Consider the following 26,084-nt stretch of genomic DNA (forward strand, 5'->3'; position numbering starts at 1 on the left):
GCACGGCATCCTCACAGCGCTGCCGGTCCGCCTGCTCTGTCGCCCGCCGGGACTGTCCGCGGCACGCCCGACGACGGTCCTTGTCCACCGTCAGTGAACACGGGTCGTGCGCCCAGCCGCGGTCTCGTACACTCGTACTCGCCGGGCCGCAGCAAGCCCCGGGCTCCAAAATTCGCCGCTCCGAGCGGCCTCGCGCCGAGAGGCGCTTCTGCGGCCCGGTTTTTCTCTGCCCGGATTCGGTGGCCAGCGCCCGTCCCGGTCTGGAGGCGCGGATCGCCTCCGCCAGAGAGCGCGCGCTCGCGCGGTCCGGTCCGGGTTCCCGTCCGGGATCCTCGGTTCAGTCGAGGCTGTCCCGACGCCACAGCGCTGCGGCTTCGGTGAGCTCCGCGGCGAGTTCGGTGAGCCGGAGTGCGCGCGTGGTCAGCTCGGACGCCCGCTCGTCCGCGATGGAGTCCGACGCGTCCGCCATCGCGGTGGCGCCCGCAGCCGTCAACCGGCAGAACGCCGCACCGCGATCGAGGGCGACCGCGAAGTCCCCCGTGTAGAGCCCGTGCAGGATGCGATCCGCCAGCGTGAGGATCTCCGCGGGGCCCGTCGGCTGCTCCGCGCCGGCGACGGCCTGGTCGATCGTGCCGATACGCTCGGCACCGCGCTCGAACAGGTAGGCGATCTCCTCCGGGTTCTGCCGGATGAGCGTCCGCACCAGGTAGATCCGCCACAGCGCCCCCGGCAGGGTGTGCGCGCCGACGCGGGCCCACAGCTCGGCGATGGCGTCGATGCCGTGCACGTCCGTGTACGTCACGAGACGCTCGACGACCTCGGGGTCCGGGTCCTCGCGGACGCGGTGCAACAGGGCGTGCGCGGTCTCGTGGGCGACACGGTTGACGACTGCCGGGTCCTCGCCGCCCTGGATGGCGGCGAACTCCTGGTCGGTGAAGTGGACGGGACGGTGGTGATCGCGAGGCACCGCGACAGTGTAGGCACGACGGGTGACGTCCGGGGGCGTCGGGAGCCGAGAACAGCGGGAGCCGTCCGGGGGTAGTGCGGTGGCGCCGTGCGCTGACGCCCGGGAGGCCTCCACCCGCTAGCCTTGATCGCGAGGGCCTCTAGCTCAGTTGGTAGAGCACCGGACTTTTAATCCGAGGGTCGTGGGTTCGAGCCCCACGGGGCCCACCACCTTCCTGAACACCGGCTTTTCATCCGAGGGTCGTGGGTTCGAGCCCCACGGGGCCCACCACCTTCCTGAACACCGGCTTTTCATCCGAGGGTCGTGGGTTCGAGCCCCACGGGGCCCACCATCTTCCTGAACACTGTCCCGCAGGCCCACCGGCCGCCGGGGCCTCGCTGCGCTCCGGAGCTTCGGCTCAGCGCCGGTCCCGTACGATTCCGTGGTGCCCCGCCGACCTCCCCACGAGCGAACGAGCACACCCCGATCGTTGCCCGCCCGGTGGCGGCCTCGACACTGGCTCCCGGCCATCGCCCTCGGAGCGATGGCGCTCGGTGTCGCCGGGCTCCTGGCCGTGCTCCCCGCCGTCTCCAACGCCTGCCAACCCGTCCCGGACCCGGCTCGTGTCTCGTCCTCCCGGATGGCCGCCGCCGTCGCCCCGGGCTCCCGGGTGCTCATCGTCGGCGACTCGTACACGGCGGGCAGCGGTTCGACGCGCAGCCAGCACAGCTGGGCCCGAGACCTGGTGGACGCGCGGGGATGGGACGCCGTCATCGACGCCGGGCCCGGCACGGGGTACGTGAACACCGGCCCCATGCGCGCATCGCACCTGACCTTCGGGTCACGGATCGCCCAGGACGCGACCCTCCACCCCGACCTGGTCATCGTGCAGGGCAGTCAGAACGACTGGGTCGTCCCGGAACCCCAACTGCAAGCGGCTGCCGAAGCGACGCTCGACCGAGCACGTCGGCAGTGGCCGAACGCCGTGGTGGTCGCGTTCGGCCCCTCCGCCCCGCAGCCCCGGGCCGAGTCGACGAAGGGAATCTCCGACGCCGTGGCCGCCGGTGCACGGGCCGCCGGTGTGACGTACATCGACCCGCTCGCAGAACAGTGGTTCACCGCGATGAACAGCGGTTCCTTCGCGACACCGGACGGCCAGCACCTGAACGACGCCGGGTACCGGTACCTGGCGGACAAGGTCGGGCGCGCGCTGGACCGACTCGCGGAGCCACGCCCGCACGAACAGTGCCGGTGACCTGATCAGCACGGTGCCGGGGTACAACCTCTCCACAGGCTCCTCTTGGTCTCTCTCCTCCATCGGACAGGTTCCCCCCAGCGGACTGCTGGCTTCCCGCGGATAGTGTCATCCCCGGATCCGACCACCGGATCCTGCAGCACCGCACCGCCAGGAACGAACGGGGTACACCGTGACCGAGCCCACCGACGCCACGCCGACCAGCACCACCGTGGACGCGCGTCACATCGTCGAGCTCGCCGCCGTGACCCACACCAGCATGAGCGACCAGCTGCTGCTCGACACGCTCCGCCGGAACGCGCAGGTCACGACCCGGCACATCCGCAAGGACTTCGTCGAGGTCTCGACCGCCACGACGGTGCTCGGCTACGTGTGCCGGCAGCGCAAGGACTTCATCGCGCTCCGCGGGGACGACCCCGCCTGGGCGCAGGAGGTCGGCCGGTACGCCACCGAGTCCCTCGCGGTCGAAGCACTCCGCATGCGCCGCCGCTGACGGTCCCGGTCAGGACCAGACGCGGCGGATCCCCCACGTCCCGGTCCAGGTCTCGTCGGGCTCGAGCCAGCGCAGGCCCTCGCCCGAGTTGAGGGCGTTCGCGGGCGCCGTCATTGGCTCGACCGCAACTGCCAGCCCCTTGCCGTCCCCGCGCGGGAACTCGCGGGAGGTGAACACCTGCACGTACGGGAACGACTCGTCCTGCCAGAGCTCCACACCGTCCCCCTCCGGCCCGTGCAACGTCGTCCGCCGCACACCCTCGGCGTCGGGGGTGACGTCCCGGTAGGCGGTGTCGAGGTCGGAGTCACCGGCGCGACGGCCGGCACGGAGGTCGTACTCGGTCCCGTCGACGGCCACCGTGCCGTTCGGGATCTTCTGCTCGTCGACCGTGAAGGCGGTCGCGGCGTCGAGCGTCACCACGAGGTCCTCCGCGGGGGTGTCGCCGGCACGGAGGTACGGGTGCGCTCCTACCGCGAAGGGCGCGCGGATGCCGGAGCGGTTCGTGATCTCGTGCGTCACGCGGATGCCGTCGTCGACGAGTTCGTGGTGGACCCGGGTCTCGAGGGTGAACGGCCAGCCGTGCTGCGGGTGCACGGTCGCCTCCTGCACCAGGCCGGTCTCCGTCTGCGAGACGAGTCGGTACGGCGCGAACCGGAGCAGACCGTGCGAGGCGTTGCCGTACTTCGGCTCCGAGATGTCGAGCTGCTGTCGCTTGCCGTCGAGTTCCCAAGCACCGCCGGCGACCCGGTTCGGCCACGGCACGAGCACGATGCCGTCAGCACCCGGGGGCTGCTCCGAGACGGGGAACGGCTCGGTCAGGTCGAAACCGGCCACACGCAGCTCGCGGATGCCTGCGGCGACCTCGGTGACGACGGCCTCGACGACCCCGTCCGGTCCGGCGTGGCGGAGGTGGTACTGGCCACCGGTGGGTGCTGCTGCGGTCATGGGGTGTGGTTCCTTCCGGGTCTGTCCGTGCGGTCCGTTCCCGGGGCCCCGGGGATGTCCGTGGCCGCCGGCGCGTCCGAGCCGTCTGCCACCACGACCTCGACCCCGGCCGCACGGATCGTGGCGACCGCGTCCGCCGAGGCCTCGGCGGTGACGACGACGTCGATGTCCTCGAGCGCGCGGACGACCCCGATGTGGGCCCGGCCGAACTTCGACCCGTCCGCCACGACGACGGTACGCCGAGCGGAGTCCGCGAGCATCCGTTTCGCCTCGGTCTCGGGCAGGTTGACGTTCGTCAACCCGTGGCGGACGTCCAGCCCTGTCCCGCCGAGGAACACGACGTCCGCGGCGATCATCGACAGCACCGTGCCGTTGAAGGGCGCCACGAGCGAGTGCTGCAGGGGGCGGAGGGTGCCCCCGGTCACGATGACGGTGAACCGCGGGACGGCTCGTTCGAGGGCGAGCGCGGTCGTCAGCGAGTTGGTGACGACGGTGACGTCGACGAGTTCGGTGCGGGCGACGAGCGCTTCGGCGACGGCTGCGGGGGTCGTCCCGACGTCGAGCACGACGCACTCCCCGGACCGCACGAGGGCCGCGGCCGCACGCCCGATCGCGGCCTTGGCGACCTGGTGCTCGACGGCGGTCTCCTCGAACGGCCGTTCGCCGGAACCGGCCCCGAGGCGGACGGCACCACCGCGCACCCGACGGATCCGGGCCTCCAGGTCGAGGGTGGCGAGGTCCTGCCGGACCGTGACCTCGCTGGTGCCGAGCGCCGCCGCCAGGGCGGCGGTGCGGACCGGGCCCGGCGCACCCTCGACGATGGCGACGATGCGGTCCTGCCGAAGCGGCGCTGGCAGCGATCCGGCCAGGAAGGAGAGGTCAGCATCGGTCACTCCCTCAGTTTCGCGCACTTGCGAAGACTTTCGCAACGCTTCGATCGGGGCTAGGCTTGTCCGGTGATCACCAAGCGCGTGACGAAGCTCGCCGACGGCCGCGAGCTCATCTACTTCGACGACGCGGACACGACGCTGCCCGCAGAGCGCCGCATCGACGAGCGCATCCTCGACCCCCGACCGGCCACCGCGACGATGCGGCAGGACGTCCTGACCGGCGAGTGGGTGTCCATCGCCGCGTCGCGGCAGAACCGCGTGTTCCTGCCGCCCGCCGACCAGGACCCCCTCGCTCCGCAGACGCCCGCGAACCCGTCCGAGATCCCCAGCACCTACGACGTCGCCGTCTTCGAGAACCGGTCGCCTTCCTTCGGGCCGTTGCTCGAGGCGGACGACGCTCCCGAGTCGCTCGAGTCCCTGAGCGACGTCGGCCTCAACCGCCAGCTCCGGAGCGTCGGCCGCTGCGAGGTCGTCTGCTTCTCCCCCGAGACCGCGGGCTCGTTCGCCTCGATCTCCGAGTCGCGCGCACGCACCGTGGTCGAGGCCTGGGCCGACCGCACCGCCGCACTGTCCGCGATGCCCGGGATCCAGCAGGTGTTCCCGTTCGAGAACCGGGGCGAGGCGATCGGCGTCACGTTGCACCACCCGCACGGGCAGATCTACTCGTACCCGTACATCACCCCGCGCACGCAGCGACTCCTGGCGAGCATCGAGCGGTTCGGACCGGACCTGTTCGAGCGGCACCTCGCGAACGAACAGGACTCCGACCGGGTCGTCCTGCGTGGTGAGCACTTCACCGCCTTCGTCCCGTTCGCGGCGCGCTGGCCCATCGAGATCCACATGCTGCCGCACCGGCACGTCCCCGACTTCGCCGGGCTGACCGATGCCGAGAAGGACGAGCTCGCGCACATGCACCTGCGGCTCACCCGCGGGCTGGACGCCCTGTACGGCGACCCGACCCCGTACATCGCCGCCTGGCACCAGGCGCCCGTGCACACCGCGCGCGACACCGTGCGGCTGATGCTGCAGATCACGTCGCCGCGGCGTGCGGCGGACAAGCTGAAGTTCCTGGCCGGCAGCGAAGCCGCCATGGGTGCCTGGATCGGGGACCTCGTCCCCGAGAAGGCCGCCGAGTTCATCCGAGGAGGGATCGAGCGCGCATGACGTTCCAGCAGGTCTACGGGTACGAGCCGTCCGTCCGGTACTCGGCGCCCGGTCGCGTCAACCTCATCGGCGAGCACACCGACTACAACGACGGCTACGTCCTGCCGTTCGCGATCGACCGGCGCACCACGGCGTCGATCGCCCCGCGTGCCGACCGGGTCATCCGGGTCGCGTCGGCGTTCGACGAGGCCGGGGGCATCGTCTCCCTGTCGCTGGACGAACTGTCGCCCGAGGCCATGGACGGCTGGTCGGCGTACGTCTTCGGCATCGCCTGGGCCCTCCGCGAACAAGGATCCGACCTGACCGGCAAGACGGGCTTCGACGTCTTCATCGAGTCGGACGTGCCGGTCGGCGCCGGCCTTTCCTCCAGCGCCGCGATCGAGTGCGGCGTCGCACTCGCCTTCAACGACCTGTGGGAACTCGGTCTCGACCGCAAGACCCTCGCCCGGGTCGGTCAGTACTCCGAGAACCACGCGGTCGGCGCCCCGACGGGCATCATGGACCAGTCGGCGTCGCTGCTCGGGGAACGGGACGCCGTCGTGTTCCTCGACTGCCGAACCCTCGACACCGCGGTCGTCGACCTAGCACTCGAAGCGAACGGGCTCGAGGTGCTGGTGATCGACACCCGGGTCGAGCACGCCCACGCGACCGGCGGGTACGCAGCGCGTCGCGCGTCGTGCGAGAAGGGCGCGCGGGTGCTCGGGGTCGAGGCCCTCCGCGACGTCTCGATCGAGGACCTGCCGCGCGCGCAGGAGCTGCTCGACGACGAGACGTTCCGCCGGGTGCGGCACATCGTCACCGAGGACCAGCGTGTCCTCGACACCGTGCGGACCCTGCGCGAGCACGGACCGCGGGCGATCGGGTCGCTGCTCGTCGCATCGCACGAGTCGATGCGTGACGACTTCGAGATCTCGGTGCCCGAGCTCGACCTCGCGGTCGCCACCGCCATGGAGCACGGCGCCGTCGGCGCGCGGATGACCGGCGGCGGTTTCGGTGGTGCGGCGATCGCGCTGGTCGACCGGGAGGCCCGTGATGCGGTCGCCGCGGCCGTCACCTCCGCCTTCGCTGCGGCCGGGTTCCGCGAGCCGAACACGTTCACGGTGCGAGCGGCGCAGGGCGCTCGTCGGGACTGACCGCTCCGCGCGCCTGCGCCTGCGTGCGCGCGCCTGCGTGGCCGAGACTCGCGCTCGGCGACAGTGTCCGCGCCCGATGCTGCGAGGACTGTCGCTCACTGTGAAACTCGGGCCACCCCAGCGCGCGAGCCGGGTTCACCGCCGATTCAGGGGGTGAAGCGCTCGATCGTCATCGCGACGTCCCCGATCGTGAACGGGTGCAGCACCCCGTGCTCGACGGCCCAGCCCACCCAGAAGAACTGGGCCAGCCCGACGGCCCACACGAACGCGGTCAGTCCACTCACGACGCCGAGGGTCAGCGCCAGGACGCGGTCCTGATCCCACCGTGCGGCTCCGCGTCGGGCGACTCCGACCAGGAACCCGGCGACGACGATCGCCACCGTGAGCAGGACCCAACCGGACCACGGCGTCGCGTGGAAGGAGACCTGCCCGGCTGGAGCCGCCGCGGTGCCACCCGGCAGGCGGGTCCCTGTCGACCAGTTCTGACCGATGGTCTGCAGGACGAGGCACAGGATCGTGATCCCGACGAGCTTGCGGCTGTCACGCGTGAACAGCGACTCTCGCGGACGATCGGGCGCGGTGGTGGTCACCGTCGAACCGTAGCGGACCGACGACCCGGGCGGCAGGTCCCCGTCCACGAGGTCCTGCCGCCCGGAGCACGTCACTTCAGGTGCCGCTCCGCCGCCTCGACGACGTTCTTCATGAGCATCGCGCGGGTCATCGGTCCGACGCCGCCCGGCGTGGGCGACAGGAAGCCTGCGACGGAGGCGACCTCGGGGTCGACGTCGCCGTGCAGCTTCGCCTTCCCCGTCTCCTCGTTCACAACGCGGGTGATGCCGACGTCGATCACCGCCGCGCCCGGCTGCACCCAGTCCGGTTTGACCAGCCCGGCCACCCCGGCAGCGGCGACGATGATGTCCGCGCGCCGGCACTCGGCCGCGACGTCCGCCGTGAGCGAGTGCGTGAGCGTCGCCGTGGCCTCGAGACGGGTGAGCAGCAACCCGAGCGGTCGACCGACCGTGAGCCCCTGCCCGATGATCGTCACGTGGGAGCCCCGGATCGGGACGTCGTACGCCTCGAGCATCGCGACGATGCCGCGCGGGGTGCACGGCAGCGGGGCGTCGATCGTGCCGGCACCACCGGGGACGGCGAGCACGAGCTCACCGAGGTTCGTCGGGTGCAGGCCGTCCGCGTCCTTCGCCGGGTGCATCAGCTCGAGCATGGGCGTCGGGTCGATGCCCTGCGGGAGCGGGAGCTGCACGATGAACGCGGTGACCCGGGGGTCGTCGTTCATCTGCAGGATCGCTGCCCGGATGTCCGCGGCGGAGGCCGTCGACGGCAGGTCGATCCGGTAGGAGTCGAGCCCGATCTGCGCCGAGTCGCGGTGCTTGCCCGCGACGTAGGACAGCGAGCCGGGGTTCTGCCCGACCAGGATCGTGCCGAGACCCGGACGGAAGCCGTGGTCGTGCAGTCGATCGATGCGGACCTTGAGGTCGTCGAGCGTGCGGGCGGCCAGGGCAGTGCCGTCGATGCGGATGGCCGAGCCCTCGCCCGCCCACCGCTCACGAGGGAGCGGTGGGAGCGCTGCGAGCGTCACGCGTAGAGCGGGAACGCGTCGGTCAGGGCCTTCACCCGCGCCGACAGGGCCGCGACGTCCGGGTTCGGCATGAGCGTCAGCGCGATGATGTCCGCGACCTCGGCGAACTCGGCGTCGCCGAACCCGCGGGTGGCGAGCGCCGAGGTGCCGATGCGCACGCCGGAGGTGACCATCGGCGGACGCGGGTCGAACGGCACGGAGTTGCGGTTCACGGTGATCCCGACGTCGTGCAGCAGGTCTTCGGCCTGCTTGCCGTCGACCTCGGACGTGCGCAGGTCGACGAGCACGAGGTGCACGTCGGTCCCCCCGGTCAGGACGTCGATCCCGGCGGCCTTGGCGTCCGGCTGCGTGAGCCGGGCGGCCAGCGCCTGGGCACCGCGGATCGTGCGCTCCTGGCGGTCCTTGAACTCCGGCGTGCCGGCGAGCAGGAACGCGGTGGCCTTGGCCGCGATGACGTGCATGAGCGGGCCACCCTGCTGCCCAGGGAACACCGCCGAGTTCAGCTTCTTGAACAGGGTCTCGTCGTTCGACAGGATCAGCCCGGAGCGGGGACCGGCGAGCGTCTTGTGCACCGTCGACGACACGACGTGGGCGTGCGGGACGGGCGACGGGTGGAGGCCCGCGGCGACGAGCCCGGCGAAGTGGGCCATGTCGACCCAGAGCTTCGCGCCGACCTCATCCGCGATCTCGCGGAACTTGGCGAAGTCGAGCTGGCGCGGGTAGGCGGACCAGCCGGCGATGAGGACCTTCGGCTGGTGCTCGATGGCCTTCGCGCGGATGTCGTCGTAGTCGACCTCGAAGGTCTCCGGGTCGACGCCGTACGACACGGCGTTGTAGATCCGGCCGGAGAAGTTCAGCTTCATGCCGTGGGTCAGGTGGCCGCCGTGTGCGAGCTCGAGGCCGAGGATCGTGTCACCGGCGGAGGCGATGGCGTGCAGGACCGCAGCGTTGGCCGTCGCGCCGGAGTGCGGCTGGACGTTCGCGTACTCGGCGCCGAACAGCTTCTTGGCTCGCTCGATGGCCAGGGACTCGGCGATGTCGACGTACTCGCAACCGCCGTAGTAGCGCTTGCCCGGGTAGCCCTCGGCGTACTTGTTCGTCAGGACGGAGCCCTGCGACTCGAGGATCGCGCGCGGCACGAAGTTCTCGGACGCGATCATCTCGAGGAAGTCGCGCTGACGACCGAGCTCCTGCTGGAGCACGGCGGCGATCTCGGGGTCGACCTCGCTGAGCGGGGCGTTGAAGGCGGCGCGGTCGCCGGCGGCCGGCGATGCGGTCACGGGGGGCAGATCGGTGATGGACACGGGACTCCTCGTTGTCTGGCCGCGCCGGAGCGCGACACCGCCAGCGCTCGCGCACGACGGGGTGGACGGGTGGTCGCGGCCCAGGCGTACGGCCGCGCACCGTGTCAGGTGTCGCTCCCCGATGGTGACCCATCCAACGCCAGTCGCGACCTGTCGATCGTACCGAGCGTGCCGGTTCGTGTCACCCTGGTTGCATGACGCTGGCCCACCCCGAACTCGACGAACGGACGGAGACCCGCGCCGACGTGCCATGGGTCGCCGTGGTGTGGGACGACCCGGTCAACCTGATGTCGTACGTCACCTACGTGTTCCAGCAGCACTTCGGGTTCACGCGGGCGACCGCGGAGCGCCTGATGCGTCAGGTGAACGACGAGGGCCGGGCCATCGTGGCGACCGGTCCACGTGAGTCGATGGAGGCCCACGTCGAAGCCATGCACGGCTACGGCCTGCAGGCGACGGTCGACCGGGCCCCGGCGCCGTGATCCCGTTCACCCGACGGTCCGACGGCATCCACCTCGGGATGTCCTCCGGCGAGCGCTCCGTCCTCACGTCGCTCACCGAGCAGCTGCAGCAGGTGCTCGGCGGTGACCTGTCCTCCGACCCGGTCTCCGGTCGCATGTTCCCGGACGCCTACCCCGACGACGTCGACGCCAGCGCGGAGTTCCGCCGGTGGACCGAGTCGGACCTCGTCACCCAGAAGACGACGAACGCCTCGACGGTGCACGAGTGGCTGACGGGGACCCGTGACGGCGCCTTCACCCCGGAGGACGAGCAGGCGTGGCTCCGGTGCCTCACGGACCTGCGGCTGACGATCGCGGACCGCCTGGGGATCGTGGACAGTGCCACCGAGGAAGCCTCGTACGGTGCCGACGCAGGTGTCGGCCTGCGCGATGTCTACGACTGGCTGGGCTACGTGCAGGAGCACCTGGTCACGACGCTGACGGGACGAGCGTGAGCGACGCGCCCGACGGTCGCATCGACGACTGAACGGCGGACGGGAGGCGCGTGGCGGCGCCGCCACGCGCCTCCCGTCGTCGGTCGATCACGCCGGTGACCGGTGGGGCAACACGGCGGAGGCGCGCGCATGCCGGACCGCGATCGACAGGATGCCTTGCAAGGTGACCTGGCGAAGGAGTACCGTCGCGGTGTGGAAGCACCGTCCGAGGACCTCGCCGAAGCGCTCCTCGCGCTCTACGGCCGGATCCGTCGCACCCTGCTGACGGGCAAGTCCGACGAGGTCACGGCGTCCCAGACCGCGGCGCTCGGTCGGCTCCTCCGGTACGGCGAGACGACCGTGGCCGACCTCGCCCGCGCCGAGGGCGTCCGACCGCAGTCGATGGGCGCGACGGTCCAGGCCCTCGTGGACCTCGGGTTCGTCGAACGTCGCCAGGACCCCACCGACGGGCGCCGGGCACTCGTGCGCGCGACGACCGAGGGTGCGCGCGCCCGGCAGGACGCCTGGTCTGCCCGCACGCACGTCCTGGCCGACCGGCTGGCGGCACTGCCCGAAGCGGACCGCGACACCGTCGCTCGCGCGGTCGCCGTCCTCCTGCCCATCACCGAAGCCTGAGCCCGGAAGAAGAAGCACCACCACGTCCACTGCAACCTCCGCCACCCCGACGACGACCGACGACGACTCCGGCAGCGGGTTCGGGCCGAAGCTGCTCATCCCCGTCCTCGTCGGCCCGCTGCTCAACCCGATCAACACGACGATGGTGTCGGTCGCCCTCGCGCCGATCTCCCACGACCTCGGGATCGGTGCGGCGCAGGCGATCTGGCTGGTCGCGGCCCTCTACCTGGCGAGTGCGATCGCACAACCGACGATGGGCAAGCTCGCCGACCGGTTCGGGCCGAAGAAGGTCTTCCTGACGGGGCTCGTGATCGTCGGCGTCGCCGGCGTCGTGCCCGAGTTCCTGACCGGCTTCGGCGGGGCCGTGTTCGCCCGGGTGCTCATCGGGATCGGGACGTCGTCGGCCTACCCCGCCGCGCTGACCACGCTGCGGCAGCACTCGGCACGGATCGGGAAGCCCACGCCGTCACTGGTGCTCGGCGCCCTGTCGATCACGTCGCTCGTGTCCGCCGCCGCCGGGCCGCCTCTCGGCGGTGCGCTCATCGCGGCCTTCGGGTGGCACGCGATCTTCCTGGTGAACGTCCCGCTCGCCGTGTTCGGCATCGTCGTCGCCGCGATGTGGTTGCCGTCCGACCGCTTGCGGCCGCGTGACGACGAGGGCGTGCCCGTCCTCACCGCGCTCGACCCGCTCGGCATGGTGCTGATGACCGGGTTCGTGTCCGCGCTGCTCGTGTTCCTGCTCGACCTCTCCGCCGGGCTCTGGTGGCTGCTCGGCGTCGCCGTCGTGCTGCTCGTGGCGCTCGTGCTCTGGGAGCTCCGGGCGACGAAGCCGTTCGTCGACGTCCGGCTGCTCGTCCGGAACGGCGCACTGTCGCGCACGTACATGCGGCTGTTCCTCACCTACCTGATGGCGTACACGATGACGTACGGGTTCTCGCAGTGGGTGCAGGACGTCGCGGGCTACTCGAGCGACGTCGCCGGGTACATGCAACTACCGGCAGCGGTCGTGGCCGGGGTGGCGTCGTTCCTCGTGGCGCGGAAGACCGCCGTGCGCGGGCCGCTCGTCGTGGCCGCGGTCGTCCCGATCGTCGGGGGCGCGCTGCTGCTGTTCCTCGGGGTCGGTTCGCCGTGGTGGCTGCTCGTGCTCGCACCGGCCCTGTTCGGGGTCCCGCAGGCACTGGCGTCGGTGTCGAACCAGGCGGCCCTCTACCGGGTCGTGCCCTCGTCGTACATCGGCACCGCCGCCGGGCTGTCCCGGACGGCCGTGTACACGATCGCGGCTTCCTCCCTGATCGGTGGTGTGTTCGGTCAGGCGCCGACGACCCCGGACCTGCACGTCCTGGCGTGGGTGATCCTCGGCGTCGCGGTGCTCCTCACCGTCCTGACGCTCGCCGACCGGGCCCTCGCCCGGCCGGCCGCCCGTTGACGCGACCGAGCGCACAGCGCGAGCCGGAGGCCGGGGCCGCACCGCGCCTCCAGACCGACGTGCCCGGTAGCCTGATCGGGTGACCGACCCGACCTCCACGCACTGGACCCTGACACTCGTCTGCGACGACCAGCCGGGGATCGTGCACGCCGTCTCCGGCGCGGTCGTCTCGGCCCACGGCAACATCACCGAGTCGCAGCAGTTCTCGAGCCGCGACACGAACACGTTCTTCATGCGCCTGCAGGTGATGGCGCCGGTGGACCGCGAGACGTTCGAGCTGGCGCTCGCGCCCGTCGTCGAACGGTACGACGCCCGCGTCCAGCTGGACGTCGTCGGACGGCCGATGCGGACCCTGGTGCTCGTGTCGAAGGCGGGGCACTGCCTGAACGACCTGCTGTACCGGCAGCGCGGTGGGCAGCTGCCCATCGAGGTGCCGCTCGTGCTCGCGAACCACGCCGACCTGTCCGAGCTCGCCGCGTTCTACTCCGTGCCGTTCGAGCACCGGCCCGTCAGCGACACGGAGAGCAAGCACGCGATGGAGCAGCGCATCCTCGAGGCGGTGGACGAACACGACATCGAGCTCGTCGTCCTCGCCCGGTACATGCAGATCCTGTCGCCCGGACTGTGCGCAGCGCTCGAGGGACGCGCGGTGAACATCCACCACTCGTTCCTGCCCGGCTTCAAGGGGGCGAACCCGTACCGGCAGGCACACGCCCGCGGGGTGAAGCTCATCGGTGCGACCGCGCACTTCGTGACGAGCGACCTCGACGAGGGGCCGATCATCGAGCAGAACGTCGTCCGGGTCGACCACACGAAGGACCCGGCCGAGCTCGTCTCGATCGGACAGGACGAAGAGTCCCGCACGCTGACCCAGGCGGTCCGTTGGATCGCCGAGGACCGTGTCCTCCGCGACGGCGCCCGCACCATCATCTTCAAGTAGGCACCACCATGACGAACCACCCGCAGTCCCCCGTCGACTGGGGAGACGTGCCGGACCCCGCCGCCGTGCGCGGTCGCCCGCGTGTCGACGCCTGGTCGGTCCTCCGCGTCCTGGTCTGCGCGTTCGGGTTGTTCTCGCTGGCGAACTGGGGCTACTGGTCGTGGCCGTTCCCGATGCCCGCGATCGTGTTCATGGTCGCTGCGCCGGCGTTCGCGGCGGTGGTCTGGTACTTCTTCCGCTCGCCGAGGTCGCCGATCGAGACCGACGTCGTCGGCAAGACCATCGTGGAGGTGGCGCTGGTCATCGCGGCCGGTGGCTCCTGGATCTCGATCGGGCACCCGGTCGTCGGGTTGGTCTTCATCGTGGTCGCGGCGTTGTCCGGCGTCGTCACCGCCCGGCGGGAGAGCGCATGACCGGCAGCGGGCCCGGCCTGGAGGCACGGCGCACCCTGATCCGGTCGGCCCGCGTCGTCGACGCGGCCGGCTCCACCTCGGACGGGTGGGTCCTCGTCGCCGGTGACACGATCGGGGCGGTGGGCTCGGGCTCGGGCTCGGGCTCCGGGCTCCCCGCTGCCGACGAGGTCGTGGACCTCGGCGACGCGGTGCTCACGCCCGGGTTCATCGACCTGCACGGGCACGGCGGCGCGGGTCAGGCCTACGAGGACGACGTCGTCTCCGCCGCGCTCGCCGTCCACCGGGCGCACGGTACGACCCGGTCCGTCCTGTCACTCGTCGCGAACCCGGTGCCGACGCTCGCTGCGTCGCTCGAACGGGTCCGCTCGCTGATGGCGTCGGACCCGCTCGTGCTCGGCGTGCACCTCGAGGGGCCGTTCCTCTCCCCGCACAACAAGGGCGCGCACAACGCGTCGTTCCTGGTCGACCCGTCGCCGGACCCGGTGTCGTCGCTGCTCACGGCGGGCGAGGGGGTCATCCGCCAGGTCACCGTGGCGCCCGAGCTGCCGGGGGCGCTCGACGCGGTCCGGCGCTTCGTCGAGGCCGGCGTCGTCGTGGCCGTCGGGCACACCGTCGCCACCTACGACCAGGCCCGGGCGGCGTTCGACGTCGGCGCGACGCTGCTCACGCACGCGTTCAACGCCATGCCGGGCCTGCACCACCGCGCGCCCGGGCCGATCGGTGCCGCCGTGGCCGACGACCGCGTGACCCTCGAACTCATCCTCGACGGGGTGCACGTGCATCCGGTCGTGGCCGAGACGCTGTTCCGTGCTGCCGCTGGACGGGTCGCGCTCGTGACCGATGCCATGGGTGCGGCCGGAGCTGCCGACGGTGCTTACCGGCTCGGTTCGCTCGACGTCACCGTGACGGACGGGGTCGCGCACGTCGCCGGGACGGACACCATCGCGGGGTCGACCCTCACGCAGGACGTGGCGTTGCGGAACGCCGTGACGCTCGCCGGGCGGTCGCTGCCCGAGGCCGTCGCCGCCCTGACGAGCGTGCCCGCGGCGGCGCTCGGGCTCGGCGAGCGCCTCGGGAGGATCGCGCCGGGGTTCGCCGCGGACCTGGTGGCGCTGTCGCCGTCGCTCGAGGTGCAGCGCGTGTGGGGTGGCGGGCGTGAGCTGCGCTGCGGCGCGGTCGGCAGCGACGAACTGATCTGAGCGGTCGAGACGAACCGTTCGCCGCGGTCGCGACGAGGTCAGCGGTCGACCGGACGCGCGTCCTCGCCGCTCGCCCACGACGGATCCGCCGTGGCTCCGACACGGAACGACAGCGTCCCGCCGCGCGTGACGAACGACGCCGGCACCCACGACCTGTCGAGCCGCCGCCCGTCGAGCGTCGTGCGCTGGACGTACGGATCGGTGCCCGACGACCGGATGACGATCCGCTGCCCGCTCGATCGTCGGATGTCGACCGTCCGGAAGGTCGGGCTGCCGATGAGCATGTCAGCCCGCCCCGGCGTCTGCGGGTAGAGGCCGATCGACGCGAACACGTACCAGGCGCTCATCGTCCCGAGGTCGTCGTTGCCCGGCAGGCCACCGGGGCCGGTGCCGTACGCGTCGTCGACGACCTGGCGCACGGTCTCCTGCGTCTTCCACGGCTGCCCGAGCGCGTTGTACATCCACGGCGTGTGGATGTCGGGCTCGTTCGTCGGGTCGAACTTCGTCGCGTCGCCGCCGGTGACCGCCCAGTTGCCCGAGGCGTCGTGGAAGAAGGCATCCAAGCGCGACACCGCTGCCGCGTCCCCGCCGAGCGCGGTCGACAACCCGCTGACGTCCTGGGGCACGAGCCACGTGTACTGCGCGCTCGTCCCCTGGGCGAAGCCGACGCCGGTGGACGGCGACCACCCGGGCGTCCAGGTACCGTCCGCCTGGCGCGCGGCCTGGTACCCGACGGCCGGGTTGAACGTGTTCTTCCAGTACGTCCCACGCTCCGCGAACACCCGGGCATCCGACCGCAGCCCGAGTGACGCGGCCCAGGACCCGAGCGCGCTGTCGGAGATCGAGTCCTCGAGCGTCTCGGCCGCGCCGCCCCAGCAGTCACAGTCGTCGTTCGCCGCGTAGTGGCGCTGCAGGTACTGGTCGAGCGCGGGCCGCTGTGCGACGCACTGTCCCGGGCACCCGACGTCGCTGAGCGCGTCGGCGTTCTGGACCGTGGCCTGCTTGCGGAGCGAGTCGTAGGCCGCCCGCACGTCGAAGTTCCGGACCCCCATGGCGTACCAGGTCGCGAGGGTCGCCGCCGAGGGGTCCCCCGTCATCACGTGGGTCGGCGCCCCGAGGTGGAGCCACCGGTCCCACACGCCACCGTTCTGCTCGGCGAAGCGGAGCATCGACTGTGCCATGTCCCCCGCGACGTCGGGCCGCAACAGCGCGAGCAGCTGGATCTGCGCGCGGTACTGGTCCCATCCGGAGTACGTGCCGTAGACCGCGGCGTGGCCGCGATCGATGTGGTGCACCCGCATGTCGGACCCGAGGTAGCGCCCGTCGAGGTCGTTCAGCGTGTTCGGCTGCATGAGCGCGTGGTAGACGGCCGTGTACAGCTGGGTGGTCCGGTCGGTGGTGCCGCCACCGACCCGGATGCGGGAAAGCTCCCGGTTCCAGGAGGCACGTGTCGCCGCCGCCACGCTCGTCACGGACGAGCGCTTCGTCAGCTCGCCGTCGCGGTTCGCCACCGCGCCTGCCGCGCTGACGTACGAGATGCCGATCCGCGCGTGCACCGTGGCTCCGTGCCGCGCGTCGAACCCGACCCACGCGCCGGAGCCGCGTCCGGCGCGGTCCGCGCCGGTCAGGTACCCCTCCCCACCGGAGGCGGACGTGCCTCCAGGCTGGACCGCACCGTCCTTCCAGGTGCCGGTGCTCGTGAAGTCACGGTCGAAGGTCGCCGTGAAGTACAGGCGGTAGTAGCTGCGCCGATCCGGGTTGGAGGCTCCCCCGCCGTTCGCACGTCGGCTGCAGAACCCGCCGGTCAGGACACTTCCACTCACCGTCCGCGTGCGGGCGTCGATGGTGGTGGTGGCGTCCTCGCTGCCGTTGATGGAGTTCGACGTGCGGAAGAGCAGATTCGCCGCCGGTCCGGCCGGGAACGTGAACGCACCGATGCCGGCGCGGGTGGTGACGGCGAGGTCGGTGTGGACCCCGTTGTCGAGCCGGACGCTGTACCTGCCGGGGCTCGCGGACTCCTGGTCGTGCGAGTAGCCCGCGGCGTAGACGGCGTCGGTGGTGTCGGCGGACGGCGAGGTCGTGACGGGGACGGTCACGGGCATGATCGGCACGTCGCCAGCGGCTCCCGGGGCGCATCCGGCGCCGTTCAGGTGCGTGAGGCTGAAGCCGCGCAGGCGGTTCACGTCGTAGGAGTAGCCGTTCGCGACCGGGGTCGACGTCTGGTCTCCGGCGGTGCCCGTGGGGCTCCACTGGACCATCCCGAAGGGTGCGGTGGCCCCGGGCCAGGTGTTGCCGCCGTTGCTCGTGCCGATGAACGGAACGACGTGCGCTGCGGGGTCGGTGACGGTCCGCGCGGTGGCCGGAGTTGCCACCGCGGTTGCCGGCGAGGCGACCACCGCGCTCCCGAGGAGGGCGGCGACCGTGGCCGCTGCAGCGAGCGGGACGGGTCGGAGGAGCGGGCGACGGTGCACGCGGGTTCGCTTCACGAGTGCGACGGTAGACCGCTCGGGCGACCGGCGTGCGGCGGGTCACCGAGGGGTCCGCCGTTGTTCACCTGTCGGCAGTCGATCCGGCCGGAGCACGCGGATCGCTGCGATGATGAGGCGCATGAGCGTCATGGTCTCCCTGTTCGATGCGCACCGCTCGCGGACGAGCGAGAAGTACACGGCGTTCCCGCCCGACGTCCTGCCGATGTTCGTCGCCGAGATGGACTGCATGCTCGCCGAGCCGGTCCGGGACGCCCTCGTCGCCGCCGTCACCGCGGGCGACACCGGGTACGTCGGACACGGGCGGGCACTGCCGGAGGCGTTCGTCGACTTCGCGTCGAGCCGCTGGGGATGGGCGGTCGACCCGGACCTCGTGCGCACGACCACGGACGTCTCGGTCGCCGCGGTCGAGGTGCTCCGCCGCATCATCGACCCCGGGGGCCAGGTCGTCATCATGCCGCCGGTGTACCCGCCGTTCTCGGAGTACGTGACCGAGGCCGGCGGCTCCGTGACCGAGGTTCCGTTGCTCGCTCCGGACGGTCCCGCCGACCCGTTCGACACCACCGCCGGATGGCGGATGGACCTGGACGGCATCCGGCAGGCGTTCGCGGACGGGGCCCGCACCGTGCTGCTCTGCAACCCGCACAACCCGCTCGGGCTCGTGCACGACCGGGAGTCGCTCGTCGCGCTCGCGCGGCTGGCCGCCGAGTGGGACGCCGTGGTGGTCTCGGACGAGATCCACGCCCCGCTCGTGCACGCGGACGCGGTGTTCACGCCGTTCCTCGACTCCTGCCCCGATGCCGCTGCCCTCGGGGTGGCACTGACGAGCGCGAGCAAGGCGTGGAACCTCGCCGGGACCAAGTGCGCGCTGATGGTCGGCGCCTCGGATCGCGCTCGCGCGTGGTTCGACGGCATGCCGACCGAGGTGGTCGAGCGGACCGGCATCCTCGGCTACACCGCGAGCGTCGCCGCGTTCAGCGAGGGCGGTCCCTGGTTGGCGTCGCTGCTCGCGGAACTCGCGGCGAACCGGCGGATCCTCGCGGAGGAGCTCGGTGGCGCGCTGCCCGGGGCGGGGTACCGGCAGCCGCAGGCGTCGTACCTGGCGTGGCTCGACCTGCGGGCGATGCCGTGGGGCGACGACCCGGCGCTGGCGCTGGTGGACACGGCGAAGGTCGCGCTGACGAACGGGCGGGACTTCGGGCGGCCGGGCATCGGGCACGCCCGGTTGAACTTCGGGTGCTCGGAGGAGACCCTGCGCGAGGGACTCGGTCGGCTGGCCGCCGCGCGCTGAGCGGCGGCCGCGGGGCGGGGGCCGCGGGGCGGGGGTGGGGCGCGCCTCCCGGCCGGGTCTGTGTGACAGGTGCTGGGTGCCGGGCGTCGGGTGTCGGGCGCCCGGATGCTGTGTCGGCTGAGGTGCAGCGGGGGCGGGTCGTCAGGACGACGCCGTCTTCCGGAGACACCTCGAGATGGGCGAGACGCCGCTGAATGCTGCAGCGTCTCGAGCGCTCGGCGGCGTCTCACGGGGACGCGCGCGTCTTTCGGAGACGGGGGCGTCCCGGGGTCACTCCGCCCCGGTCGCGAGACGCCTTCGGAAGTGCGAGACGCCGCCGAATGCTGCGGCGTCTCGAGCACTCAGCGGCGTCTCGTGTGCACGGCGGCGTCTCGTGTGCACGGCGGCGACTCGGGCGGACGCGCGCGTACCGCTGAGACGGCGGCGTCTCGGGCAGGATGGGGCTCGCGCCCGCAGCCGCACTCCTACTCGAAGCGCTGCCACTCCGGCTTGTTCTCGTACGTGTAGCGGTAGTAGTCGGCGAGCTGCAGGCCGGCCGCGGCTTCCTCGTCGATGACGACCGTCGCGTGCTCGTGCAGCTGCAGCGCGGAGCCGGGCACGAACGAGGACAACGGGCCCTCGACCGCGGCGGCGATCGCGTCGGCCTTCGCGGAGCCCTGCGCCACGAGGACGAGGTCACGGGCCTCGAGGATGGTGCCGAGCCCCTGGGTCATGCAGTGCGTCGGGACCTGGTCCGGCGAGTCGAAGAAGCGTGCGTTCGCCTCACGCGTGGAGGGCGCGAGGGTCTTGATGCGGGTCCGCGACGCGAACGACGACGTCGGCTCGTTGAACCCGATGTGACCGTTGGCCCCGATGCCGAGGATCTGGACGTCGACACCGCCGGCAGCGCGGATGGCGGCGTCGTACTCCTTCGCGGCGAACTCCAGGTCACCGGCGCGGCCGTCCGGCACGCGCACGCGATCGGCGTCGAACCCGAGCGGCGCGATGACGTCACGGGCGATGACCGATGCGTACGACTCCGGGTGGTCGAGCGGGATCCCGACGTACTCGTCGAGCGCGAACCCGCGGGCCTGGGCGAACGAGATGTCGCCGGCGTCGACGCGACGCTTGAGGTCGGCGTAGATGCCCTGCGGGCTGGACCCGGTCGCGAGACCGATGACGGCGGACGGCTTCTTCGCCACGACGGAAGCGATCTTGGCCGCAGCGACGCGACCGACCTCAGCCGGCGTGGGCATGATGATGATCTCCACACCCCCATCGTACTGGTCATGACCAGTCCGTGACAGGGGATTCGGGCGGTAGCGTGGCGACATGCCGACCCCCGACTTCGTCCTGTCCCTGCGCTCGAAGGTCGGGACCGACCCGCTGTGGCTGACCGGGGTGACGGCCGTGGTCACCCGCGGGGACGGACCGGACCGCGAGCTGCTGGTCGTCCGTCGCGCCGACACGGGGGCGTTCACGCCGGTGACCGGCATCGTCGACCCGGGCGAGGAGCCGGCCGTCGCCGCCGAACGCGAGGTCCTGGAGGAAGCGGCCATCGTCGCCGTCGCCGAACGCCTGGCGTGGGTGCAGGTCGTGCCGGAGATCACCTACCCGAACGGTGACCGGGCGCAGTACCTCGACGTGGTGTTCGCGTGCCGGTACGTCTCGGGGACCGCGCACCCGGCCGACGGCGAGAACACCGAGGCGTTCTGGGCACGGCTCGACGCGCTGCCCGAGATGGCGGCGAACATGCGTGCGCGGGTCGCAGCGGCGCTGGCCGACGAGTCGGCGGCGCGCTTCCAGCGCTGACGCGCGGCGCCGGACGGGCACGGCCGGCCGGGCAGTGCGGGGCCAGCCGGCCCACAGGTGGGCCGCTGGCCACGGGGCGGACGGGAGGCACGGCGCGCGTCCGCCACGCGCCTCCCGCCCACTGCGGGCCGCGCTACTCGATCGGGGCGACGGCCACGGGGGCGCCGAGCAACCGCACGGCCACGGCCTCACCCGCGGCGCGGCGGTCGCCGACCTCGTGCTGGACGGTGATCACCGTGTCGTCGTCGAGCCGGACCGTGGTGCGCCGGATCGACCCGAGGAAGCTCGAGGCCACGACGGTGCCGGTGACGCCCTCGGCCGCGAACGCGATGTCCTCCGGGCGGACGTAGGCGAGCACGGGGCCGTCTGGCACCGCTCGGTCGAGCACGGGAACGCGGAACCCGTACACGAAGACGTCGCCGTCGCGCAGGTCGCCCCGGAGCCGGTTCGACTGTCCGACGAAGTCCGCGGTGAACGCCGACGACGGGGAGCGGTAGAGCTCCTCGGGGGTGCCGATCTGCTCGATGTCACCCGCGTTCATCACGGCGATGCGGTCCGAGACGGCGAGTGCTTCCTCCTGGTCGTGGGTCACGAACACCGTCGTGATGCCGAGGTCGCTCTGGATGCGCCGGATCTCGTCGCGGAGTGAGACGCGGACCTTCGCGTCGAGCGCCGACAGCGGCTCGTCGAGCAGGAGCACGCGGGGCCGCGTCACGAGGGCACGGGCGAGTGCGACGCGCTGCTGCTGGCCGCCGGAGAGCTGGTGCGGGTACCGGTCCGCGAACTCGCCGAGGTGCACCATGTCGAGCGCCTCGACGACCCGCGTCCGCCGTTCAGCCGATGGCACACGGCGCATCTCCAGACCGAACGCCACGTTCTGCCGCACCGTCATGTGCGGGAACAGCGAGTACTGCTGGAAGACCATCCCGATGTCGCGACGGTTGACGGGGGTGGTGGCCACGTCCTCACCGTCGATGCGGATGGCTCCGGCGTCGATGGCCTCCAGGCCCGCGAGCGCCCGGAGCGCGGTCGTCTTGCCGCACCCGGACGGACCGAGGAGCGACAGGAACTCCCCCGGCGCGACACGGAGCGACAACCCGGCGAGGGCGCGGTGGGGTCCGTAGGACTTCTCGACCGCCACGAGTTCGACGAGCGCGCCGGTGGAGGACAGGGACGCGGGGGCGACCGGGGCGGTGGTGGTCATGCGGACTCCTTGGGGGCGGCGGTGCGACGGGGGCGTCGGACACCGGTGCGGCGCAGGCCGATCCGGCCGATGGCGACGAGCAGCAGGAACCCGAACACGAGCGCGCCGAGCGAGAAGATCGCGGCCACGTACGGGTCGGTCCCCTGCACGAGCAGGAGCGCCGTCTGGAACGTCGTGCGGGAGAGGAACGAGGCGAGCGTGTACTCGCCGAGGACGACCGTGATGGTGAGGAAGCACGCGGCCGTGATGCCACGACGGAGGTTCGGCAGCAGGATCCGCCACGTCACCGTCCACCACGAGGCACCGAGCGAGCGAGCGGCCTCGGACAGCACGATCATGTCCATCGCGGTGATGGCGGCGGCGATCGGGCGGAACGCGAACGGCAGCGAGACGATGCCGATCGCGAAGGCCAGCGTCCACGCGTCCGACCCGAAGACCTGCGCCACCACCTGGTACACGGGGATGAACCCGACGACCAGGACGACGACCGGCACGGTGATCGGGATGATGCAGACGAACTCGAGCACGCGACGCAGGCGCGGGTGGTGCAGCGCCGTGATGATCTGCGCCGGCAGCAGGACCAGCAGCACGATCGCCACCGTGATGAGCGCGATGAGGAGCGAGGCACCGAGTCCGTCGAACACCGGCTGGTAGGTCGCGGCGTTGACCGGGTCGGCGATCGCGCGGTAGTGCGCCGTGGTGAGGCCGCCGTCGGTGCCCTGGCGGAACGTGAACTGGGCGAGGGCGACCAGCGGGACGGCGAACACGAGGCCGACCACGATGAGCACGATCGCGGCGGTGCCCCGTGACGGGGCGACGCCGAAGTGCATGGGGCGAGCCGAGCCTCCAGGCCCGGACGGGCGGGACGCAACGGACCGAGCCGACTCCGACGGACTCGCCGGAGCGGCGGACGGCCGTCCCGCCGCGGGGACCGCGCTCATCGCTGCCACCTCGCGGCACGACGCTGGAGCAGCGAGTACCCGCTCATCACGACCGCCATCACGACGACCATGCCGAAGGCCAGCACGCCGGCCACGTTCTGCAGGCCGATGATCGTCTCACTCGTGAGCTGCGTGCGGATCGTCAGCGGCACGATCCCGCCCTGCGAGATGAGCGCGGCGGCCGTCGCGAACGACGAGAAGCCGTTCGCGAACAGCAGCAGGAGCGATCCCCAGAACGCGGGCGCCAGGACGGGCAGCCCGATGCGTCGCCAGTACGTGAGGCGGGAGGCGCCGAGGGTCGCGGCTGCCTCGCCCCACTGGGTCTTCACACCCTCGAGGGCGGGCATGAACGTGAGGACCATGAGCGGCACCTGGAAGTAGACGTACGGGATGACGAGCCCGGGGACGGTGTACAGGAACGTCCCGTTCGCGTTGAGGTCCCAGTGGAAGGTCGATGCGAGCCACGCGGTGACGAGGCCCTGGGTGCCGATCGTGGCGATGAACGCGAAGGCGAGCATGACGCCACCGAACTGGGCGAGGACGCTCGCGGCCGAGTCGATCATCGAGCGGATGAGCCCGTCCGGCCGGAGGGCCGAGAGCGACCAGCACACGATGGCGCCCACGACCGCGCCGATGACGGCGGAGACCGCGGAGATCCCGAAGGACCCGACGAAGGCGCGGAGGACGGAGGGGTCGGTGAACGCGGCGAGGTTCGCCAGCGTGAACGCACCGGTGTCGGTGAAGAACCCGCTGCCGACGGCGATGACGCCGGGGACCGCGAGGAACAGCAGCACGTAGGCCGCGAAGGGCGTGAGGCCGAGCCACGCCAGGCCGGGGCGGCGCCGGACACGGGGTCCGGCGCCGCTCGCGGTGGTGGCATCGGCAGCGGCAGGTGGGGCGCTGGTGACCGCGGGAGCGACGCTCGTCGCGGCGGGGGCGACGGTCGTCGCCGCGTTCGCGACGCTCGTCGCCCCGGGCCCGGCGCTGACCGGTCCGGCGCTGACCGGTCCGGCGCTGACCGGTCCAGCGCTGACCGGTCCGGCGCTGACGGGCCCGGACGCTCCGCCCGGTGCCGATGCTGTCGTCATGCTGGTCAGGAGCCCATCGTCGAGGACCACTTGGCGGCGAGCACCTTGGCGGCAGCGGTGACCTGCGCGTCGGTCAGCTCGACGTAGTCCTTCGGGGCACCACCGGCGGCGTCGAGGGCGGCCTTGTCGACCTTGCCCGACTGCTCCATCGCGGCGAGGGTCGCGGGGAACGCGCCGGCCTGCAGGTACAGGTTCTGCACTGTGGGGCTGGCGATGTACTCCTGCCACAGCCGGGCCGCCGCGGGGTGCGGGGCGTCCTTGTTGATCGCCTGCGAGTAGTACGAGCCGAGGGCCTGGCCCTCCGGGACGATCGTCTTCCAGTTCTTGTTGCCGCTCGCACCGGCGGCAGGGCCCCAGGCGAGGTTGTTGTACGACCACTGGACGACGACCGGCGTCTCACCCGAGGCGACCGTGGCCTGCGTCGGCAGCACGTTCTGGAAGTTGCCGGCCTTCTTGAGCTTGCCGAAGTAGTCGACGCCCTTCGTGATGTCGTCCGCGGAGCCGCCGTTCTCCAGCGCCGCCAGGTACACCGCGCTCGCGGCCTGGTTCGCCTGCGTCGGGTCGCCCGCGATGGAGACCTTGCCCTTGTACTCGGAGCCGAGCAGGTCGTTCAGGTCCTTCGGCGCGGTCGTCACCTTGCTCGAGTCGTACCCGATCGACATGAGGCCGGTGTAGTCGCGGGTCCACGCGCCGCCCTTGTCCTTCAGGGCGTCGGGGATGTCGCTCCAGTTCGCGACCTTGTAGTCGGTCAGCAGACCGAGGTTCTGCTGCAGGACCGCGTTGCCGAGGTCGAGCACGTCGGGAGCGGTCGCCTGCCCCTTCTGGGACTTCACCGCGGCGACCTCGTCGGCGCTCGAGCCGTTCGGGTTCGCGGAGTTGACCTTGATGCCGTACTGCTTCGTGAAGCCGTCGATGATCTTGCCGTAGTTGGCCCACGACGGCGGCAGCGCGATGACGTTCAGCTGACCTTCCGCCTTCGCGGCCTTCACGAGGGCGTCCATGCCGCCCGCGGACTGGGCGCTGGTGGCCGTCTTCCAGTCGGTGTCGCTCTTGGTGGCGGCGCTGCTCGTGGCGGAGCAGCCGGCGAGGGTGACGATCGCGGCGGCGGCCAGGGCGAGGCCGGCCAGGGTGCGCTTCTGCTGCACTGGGTGTGCCTTTCGGGTGGGGAGTCCCGGGGTTCGGGTTCTGGATGATCGTGGCGCCGGCCGGTTTCCGCTCCGTACTCCGGCGGTGAACGGTGGCGGAACAGCGGGTGCGGCGGTACGGTCGGGGGCGGTCGTGCAGCTGGGATCGGTTGGACGATCGGGATCGGCCCGCTTCGGGCGCCGCCCCTCCGGGCGCGGTGCGCCCACCACCTGCCTGGAGGCACGGATGCAGTTCAGGACGACGGTTCTGCAGGCACGGAAGACGGCCACCGGATTGCCCGTCCCGCCGGAGGTCATCGAGGCACTCGGCTCCGGGAAGCGCCCCGCGGTGATCGTCACCGTGAACGGGACCTACACGTACCGCTCGACCGTCGGCGTCATGAACGACCAGTTCCTGGTGCCGCTGTCGGGCGAGCACCGTGCGGCCTCGGGCATCGCGGGCGGGGACACCGTCGAGGTCACGATCGAGGTGGACACGCTCCCCCGGGTCGTCGACATGCCGGCTGACCTGGCGTCGGCGATCGAGGCCGCTGGCGTTCGGGCGGCGTTCGACGCGCTGTCGAACTCGCGGCAGCGGGCGCTCGTGGACCCGGTGGGGCAGGCGAAGGCGCCGGAGACCCGCCAGCGCCGGATCGACAAGGCCGTCGAGACCCTGCGGGGGTAGGGCGGGGTGGCGCTTCCGCGCGTACCCAGCGCTTCCGCGCCTACTGGGCCCGTCCGCGCGTACCCGGCACTTCCGCGCGTACCCAGTGCTTTCGCGCGTACTGCCTTCGACCGGCGCACTCAGTACGCGCGATTCCGCCTACCACCGCACCCGTTATGGGACGAAACGAGCGGGGCGGACGTGGGCGCGCCTCCCGAGC

General features: G+C 71.8%; 26 protein-coding genes, 1 tRNA gene and 1 riboswitch. Of the genes, 15 read left to right on the forward strand and 12 right to left on the reverse strand.

Annotated elements, in window-relative coordinates:
* Positions 1–337: 337 nt before the first annotated feature.
* The gene (locus J7E22_RS04635; RefSeq protein ID WP_214979432.1) at positions 338–967 is read right to left on the reverse strand and encodes a DNA-directed RNA polymerase subunit beta; all 630 of its coding nucleotides are present in this window, start codon (positions 965–967) and stop codon (positions 338–340) included.
* A 133-nt stretch (positions 968–1,100) separates the two neighbouring features.
* Here J7E22_RS04635 and J7E22_RS04640 point away from each other — a divergent pair.
* From J7E22_RS04640 to J7E22_RS04650, 3 genes are all read left to right on the forward strand, one after another.
* Positions 1,101–1,176, forward strand: a tRNA-Lys gene (locus tag J7E22_RS04640).
* A 215-nt stretch (positions 1,177–1,391) separates the two neighbouring features.
* Complete coding sequence (locus J7E22_RS04645; RefSeq protein ID WP_214979433.1) at positions 1,392–2,201, forward strand: SGNH/GDSL hydrolase family protein; 810 nt, start codon at positions 1,392–1,394, stop codon at positions 2,199–2,201.
* A gap of 172 nt (positions 2,202–2,373) precedes the next feature.
* Positions 2,374–2,694, forward strand: coding sequence for a hypothetical protein (locus tag J7E22_RS04650; RefSeq protein WP_214979434.1), 321 nt, complete (start codon positions 2,374–2,376; stop codon positions 2,692–2,694).
* A gap of 9 nt (positions 2,695–2,703) precedes the next feature.
* Here the strand turns inward: J7E22_RS04650 and J7E22_RS04655 are convergent, their stop codons facing one another.
* On the reverse strand, positions 2,704–3,639 hold the full coding sequence (locus J7E22_RS04655) for an aldose 1-epimerase family protein (protein ID WP_214979435.1): 936 nt from the start codon (positions 3,637–3,639) through the stop codon (positions 2,704–2,706).
* The gene (locus J7E22_RS04660; RefSeq protein ID WP_308159152.1) at positions 3,636–4,532 is read right to left on the reverse strand and encodes a DeoR/GlpR family DNA-binding transcription regulator; all 897 of its coding nucleotides are present in this window, start codon (positions 4,530–4,532) and stop codon (positions 3,636–3,638) included. The genes J7E22_RS04655 and J7E22_RS04660 overlap by 4 nt, the downstream gene beginning before the upstream one ends.
* 63 nt (positions 4,533–4,595) lie before the next feature.
* On the opposite strand from J7E22_RS04660, the gene galT reads away from it, so the two are divergent.
* Both galT and galK read left to right on the forward strand, forming a co-directional pair.
* Positions 4,596–5,693, forward strand: coding sequence for a galactose-1-phosphate uridylyltransferase (gene galT, locus J7E22_RS04665; RefSeq protein WP_214979436.1), 1,098 nt, complete (start codon positions 4,596–4,598; stop codon positions 5,691–5,693).
* Positions 5,690–6,826 carry a galactokinase gene (galK, locus tag J7E22_RS04670; RefSeq protein ID WP_214979437.1) on the forward strand — a complete coding sequence of 379 codons (1,137 nt, stop codon included), beginning with the start codon at positions 5,690–5,692 and terminating at the stop codon, positions 6,824–6,826. Before galT ends, galK begins: the two co-directional genes overlap by 4 nt.
* A gap of 146 nt (positions 6,827–6,972) precedes the next feature.
* On the opposite strand, the gene J7E22_RS04675 is transcribed toward galK, so the two are convergent.
* The 3 genes from J7E22_RS04675 to glyA form a co-directional block, all read right to left on the reverse strand.
* Entirely contained in the window at positions 6,973–7,416 is a 444-nt protein-coding gene (locus tag J7E22_RS04675) for a hypothetical protein (RefSeq protein WP_214979438.1), read from the reverse strand.
* Positions 7,417–7,487: 71 nt separating this feature from the next.
* Positions 7,488–8,423, reverse strand: coding sequence for a tetrahydrofolate dehydrogenase/cyclohydrolase catalytic domain-containing protein (locus J7E22_RS04680; RefSeq protein WP_214979440.1), 936 nt, complete (start codon positions 8,421–8,423; stop codon positions 7,488–7,490).
* Positions 8,420–9,721 carry a serine hydroxymethyltransferase gene (gene glyA, locus J7E22_RS04685; RefSeq protein ID WP_308159179.1) on the reverse strand — a complete coding sequence of 434 codons (1,302 nt, stop codon included), beginning with the start codon at positions 9,719–9,721 and terminating at the stop codon, positions 8,420–8,422. Before glyA ends, J7E22_RS04680 begins: the two co-directional genes overlap by 4 nt.
* Positions 9,722–9,798: 77 nt before the next feature.
* Positions 9,799–9,882, reverse strand: a riboswitch (ZMP/ZTP riboswitch).
* Positions 9,883–9,921: 39 nt separating this feature from the next.
* On the opposite strand from glyA, the gene clpS reads away from it, so the two are divergent.
* The 7 genes from clpS to nagA all read left to right on the forward strand — a co-directional run bounded on the left by clpS (position 9,922) and on the right by nagA (position 15,275).
* Positions 9,922–10,209 (forward strand): ATP-dependent Clp protease adapter ClpS, encoded by a 288-nt coding sequence (clpS, locus tag J7E22_RS04690; protein ID WP_214979442.1) that lies wholly within the window; start codon positions 9,922–9,924, stop codon positions 10,207–10,209.
* Positions 10,206–10,682 carry a DUF2017 family protein gene (locus J7E22_RS04695; protein WP_214979444.1) on the forward strand — a complete coding sequence of 159 codons (477 nt, stop codon included), beginning with the start codon at positions 10,206–10,208 and terminating at the stop codon, positions 10,680–10,682. Before clpS ends, J7E22_RS04695 begins: the two co-directional genes overlap by 4 nt.
* 192 nt (positions 10,683–10,874) lie before the next feature.
* On the forward strand, positions 10,875–11,297 hold the full coding sequence (locus J7E22_RS04700) for a MarR family winged helix-turn-helix transcriptional regulator (protein WP_214979446.1): 423 nt from the start codon (positions 10,875–10,877) through the stop codon (positions 11,295–11,297).
* A gap of 118 nt (positions 11,298–11,415) precedes the next feature.
* Positions 11,416–12,723: an MFS transporter gene (locus tag J7E22_RS04705; protein WP_285439849.1), complete on the forward strand. Its 1,308-nt coding sequence runs from the start codon at positions 11,416–11,418 to the stop codon at positions 12,721–12,723.
* A gap of 79 nt (positions 12,724–12,802) precedes the next feature.
* Positions 12,803–13,663, forward strand: a complete 861-nt coding sequence (gene purU, locus J7E22_RS04710) for a formyltetrahydrofolate deformylase (RefSeq protein ID WP_214979450.1) — start codon at positions 12,803–12,805, stop codon at positions 13,661–13,663.
* 8 nt (positions 13,664–13,671) lie between these two features.
* Positions 13,672–14,076: a YrdB family protein gene (locus J7E22_RS04715; RefSeq protein ID WP_214979452.1), complete on the forward strand. Its 405-nt coding sequence runs from the start codon at positions 13,672–13,674 to the stop codon at positions 14,074–14,076.
* Entirely contained in the window at positions 14,073–15,275 is a 1,203-nt protein-coding gene (gene nagA / locus J7E22_RS04720) for an N-acetylglucosamine-6-phosphate deacetylase (RefSeq protein ID WP_214979454.1), read from the forward strand. The genes J7E22_RS04715 and nagA overlap by 4 nt, the downstream gene beginning before the upstream one ends.
* Before the next feature lie 38 nt (positions 15,276–15,313).
* Here nagA and J7E22_RS04725 read toward each other — a convergent pair whose 3' ends face one another.
* Complete coding sequence (locus tag J7E22_RS04725; protein ID WP_308159153.1) at positions 15,314–17,761, reverse strand: GH92 family glycosyl hydrolase; 2,448 nt, start codon at positions 17,759–17,761, stop codon at positions 15,314–15,316.
* A gap of 121 nt (positions 17,762–17,882) precedes the next feature.
* Between J7E22_RS04725 and J7E22_RS04730 the strand changes: the two genes are divergently transcribed.
* Entirely contained in the window at positions 17,883–19,052 is a 1,170-nt protein-coding gene (locus tag J7E22_RS04730; RefSeq protein WP_214979456.1) for a MalY/PatB family protein, read from the forward strand.
* Positions 19,053–19,516: 464 nt separating this feature from the next.
* On the opposite strand, the gene nagB is transcribed toward J7E22_RS04730, so the two are convergent.
* The gene (gene nagB, locus J7E22_RS04735; protein ID WP_308159154.1) at positions 19,517–20,302 is read right to left on the reverse strand and encodes a glucosamine-6-phosphate deaminase; all 786 of its coding nucleotides are present in this window, start codon (positions 20,300–20,302) and stop codon (positions 19,517–19,519) included.
* A 61-nt stretch (positions 20,303–20,363) separates the two neighbouring features.
* Between nagB and J7E22_RS04740 the strand changes: the two genes are divergently transcribed.
* Positions 20,364–20,843, forward strand: a complete 480-nt coding sequence (locus tag J7E22_RS04740; protein ID WP_214979458.1) for an NUDIX domain-containing protein — start codon at positions 20,364–20,366, stop codon at positions 20,841–20,843.
* 133 nt (positions 20,844–20,976) lie between these two features.
* Here J7E22_RS04740 and J7E22_RS04745 read toward each other — a convergent pair whose 3' ends face one another.
* From J7E22_RS04745 to J7E22_RS04760, 4 genes are all read right to left on the reverse strand, one after another.
* A complete protein-coding gene (locus J7E22_RS04745) occupies positions 20,977–22,047 on the reverse strand; it encodes an ABC transporter ATP-binding protein (protein WP_214979460.1) in 1,071 nt (356 codons plus the stop codon).
* Entirely contained in the window at positions 22,044–22,877 is an 834-nt protein-coding gene (locus J7E22_RS04750; RefSeq protein WP_214979462.1) for an ABC transporter permease, read from the reverse strand. The genes J7E22_RS04745 and J7E22_RS04750 overlap by 4 nt, the downstream gene beginning before the upstream one ends.
* Before the next feature lie 107 nt (positions 22,878–22,984).
* On the reverse strand, positions 22,985–24,076 hold the full coding sequence (locus J7E22_RS04755) for an ABC transporter permease subunit (protein WP_308159155.1): 1,092 nt from the start codon (positions 24,074–24,076) through the stop codon (positions 22,985–22,987).
* A gap of 5 nt (positions 24,077–24,081) precedes the next feature.
* Positions 24,082–25,221, reverse strand: coding sequence for an ABC transporter substrate-binding protein (locus J7E22_RS04760; RefSeq protein WP_214979464.1), 1,140 nt, complete (start codon positions 25,219–25,221; stop codon positions 24,082–24,084).
* 226 nt (positions 25,222–25,447) lie between these two features.
* Here J7E22_RS04760 and J7E22_RS04765 point away from each other — a divergent pair, with 226 nt between their 5' ends.
* Entirely contained in the window at positions 25,448–25,885 is a 438-nt protein-coding gene (locus J7E22_RS04765; protein ID WP_214979466.1) for a YdeI/OmpD-associated family protein, read from the forward strand.
* Positions 25,886–26,084: the final 199 nt, after the last annotated feature.

The organism is Curtobacterium sp. ISL-83, assembly GCF_018613895.1.
Taxonomy (GTDB): Bacteria; Actinomycetota; Actinomycetes; order Actinomycetales; family Microbacteriaceae; genus Curtobacterium.

Bases quoted from the DNA above. Each gene is read 5' to 3' on its own strand.
- J7E22_RS04655 (WP_214979435.1), bottom strand. From the start codon at position 3,639: ATGACCGCAGCAGCACCCACCGGTGGCCAGTACCACCTCCGCCACGCC.
- galK (WP_214979437.1), top strand. From the start codon at position 5,690: ATGACGTTCCAGCAGGTCTACGGGTACGAGCCGTCCGTCCGGTACTCG.
- clpS (WP_214979442.1), top strand. From the start codon at position 9,922: ATGACGCTGGCCCACCCCGAACTCGACGAACGGACGGAGACCCGCGCC.
- J7E22_RS04715 (WP_214979452.1), top strand. From the start codon at position 13,672: ATGACGAACCACCCGCAGTCCCCCGTCGACTGGGGAGACGTGCCGGAC.
- nagA (WP_214979454.1), top strand. From the start codon at position 14,073: ATGACCGGCAGCGGGCCCGGCCTGGAGGCACGGCGCACCCTGATCCGG.
- J7E22_RS04730 (WP_214979456.1), top strand. From the start codon at position 17,883: ATGAGCGTCATGGTCTCCCTGTTCGATGCGCACCGCTCGCGGACGAGC.
- J7E22_RS04740 (WP_214979458.1), top strand. From the start codon at position 20,364: ATGCCGACCCCCGACTTCGTCCTGTCCCTGCGCTCGAAGGTCGGGACC.
- J7E22_RS04745 (WP_214979460.1), bottom strand. From the start codon at position 22,047: ATGACCACCACCGCCCCGGTCGCCCCCGCGTCCCTGTCCTCCACCGGC.
- J7E22_RS04750 (WP_214979462.1), bottom strand. From the start codon at position 22,877: ATGCACTTCGGCGTCGCCCCGTCACGGGGCACCGCCGCGATCGTGCTC.
- J7E22_RS04755 (WP_308159155.1), bottom strand. From the start codon at position 24,076: ATGACGACAGCATCGGCACCGGGCGGAGCGTCCGGGCCCGTCAGCGCC.
- J7E22_RS04765 (WP_214979466.1), top strand. From the start codon at position 25,448: ATGCAGTTCAGGACGACGGTTCTGCAGGCACGGAAGACGGCCACCGGA.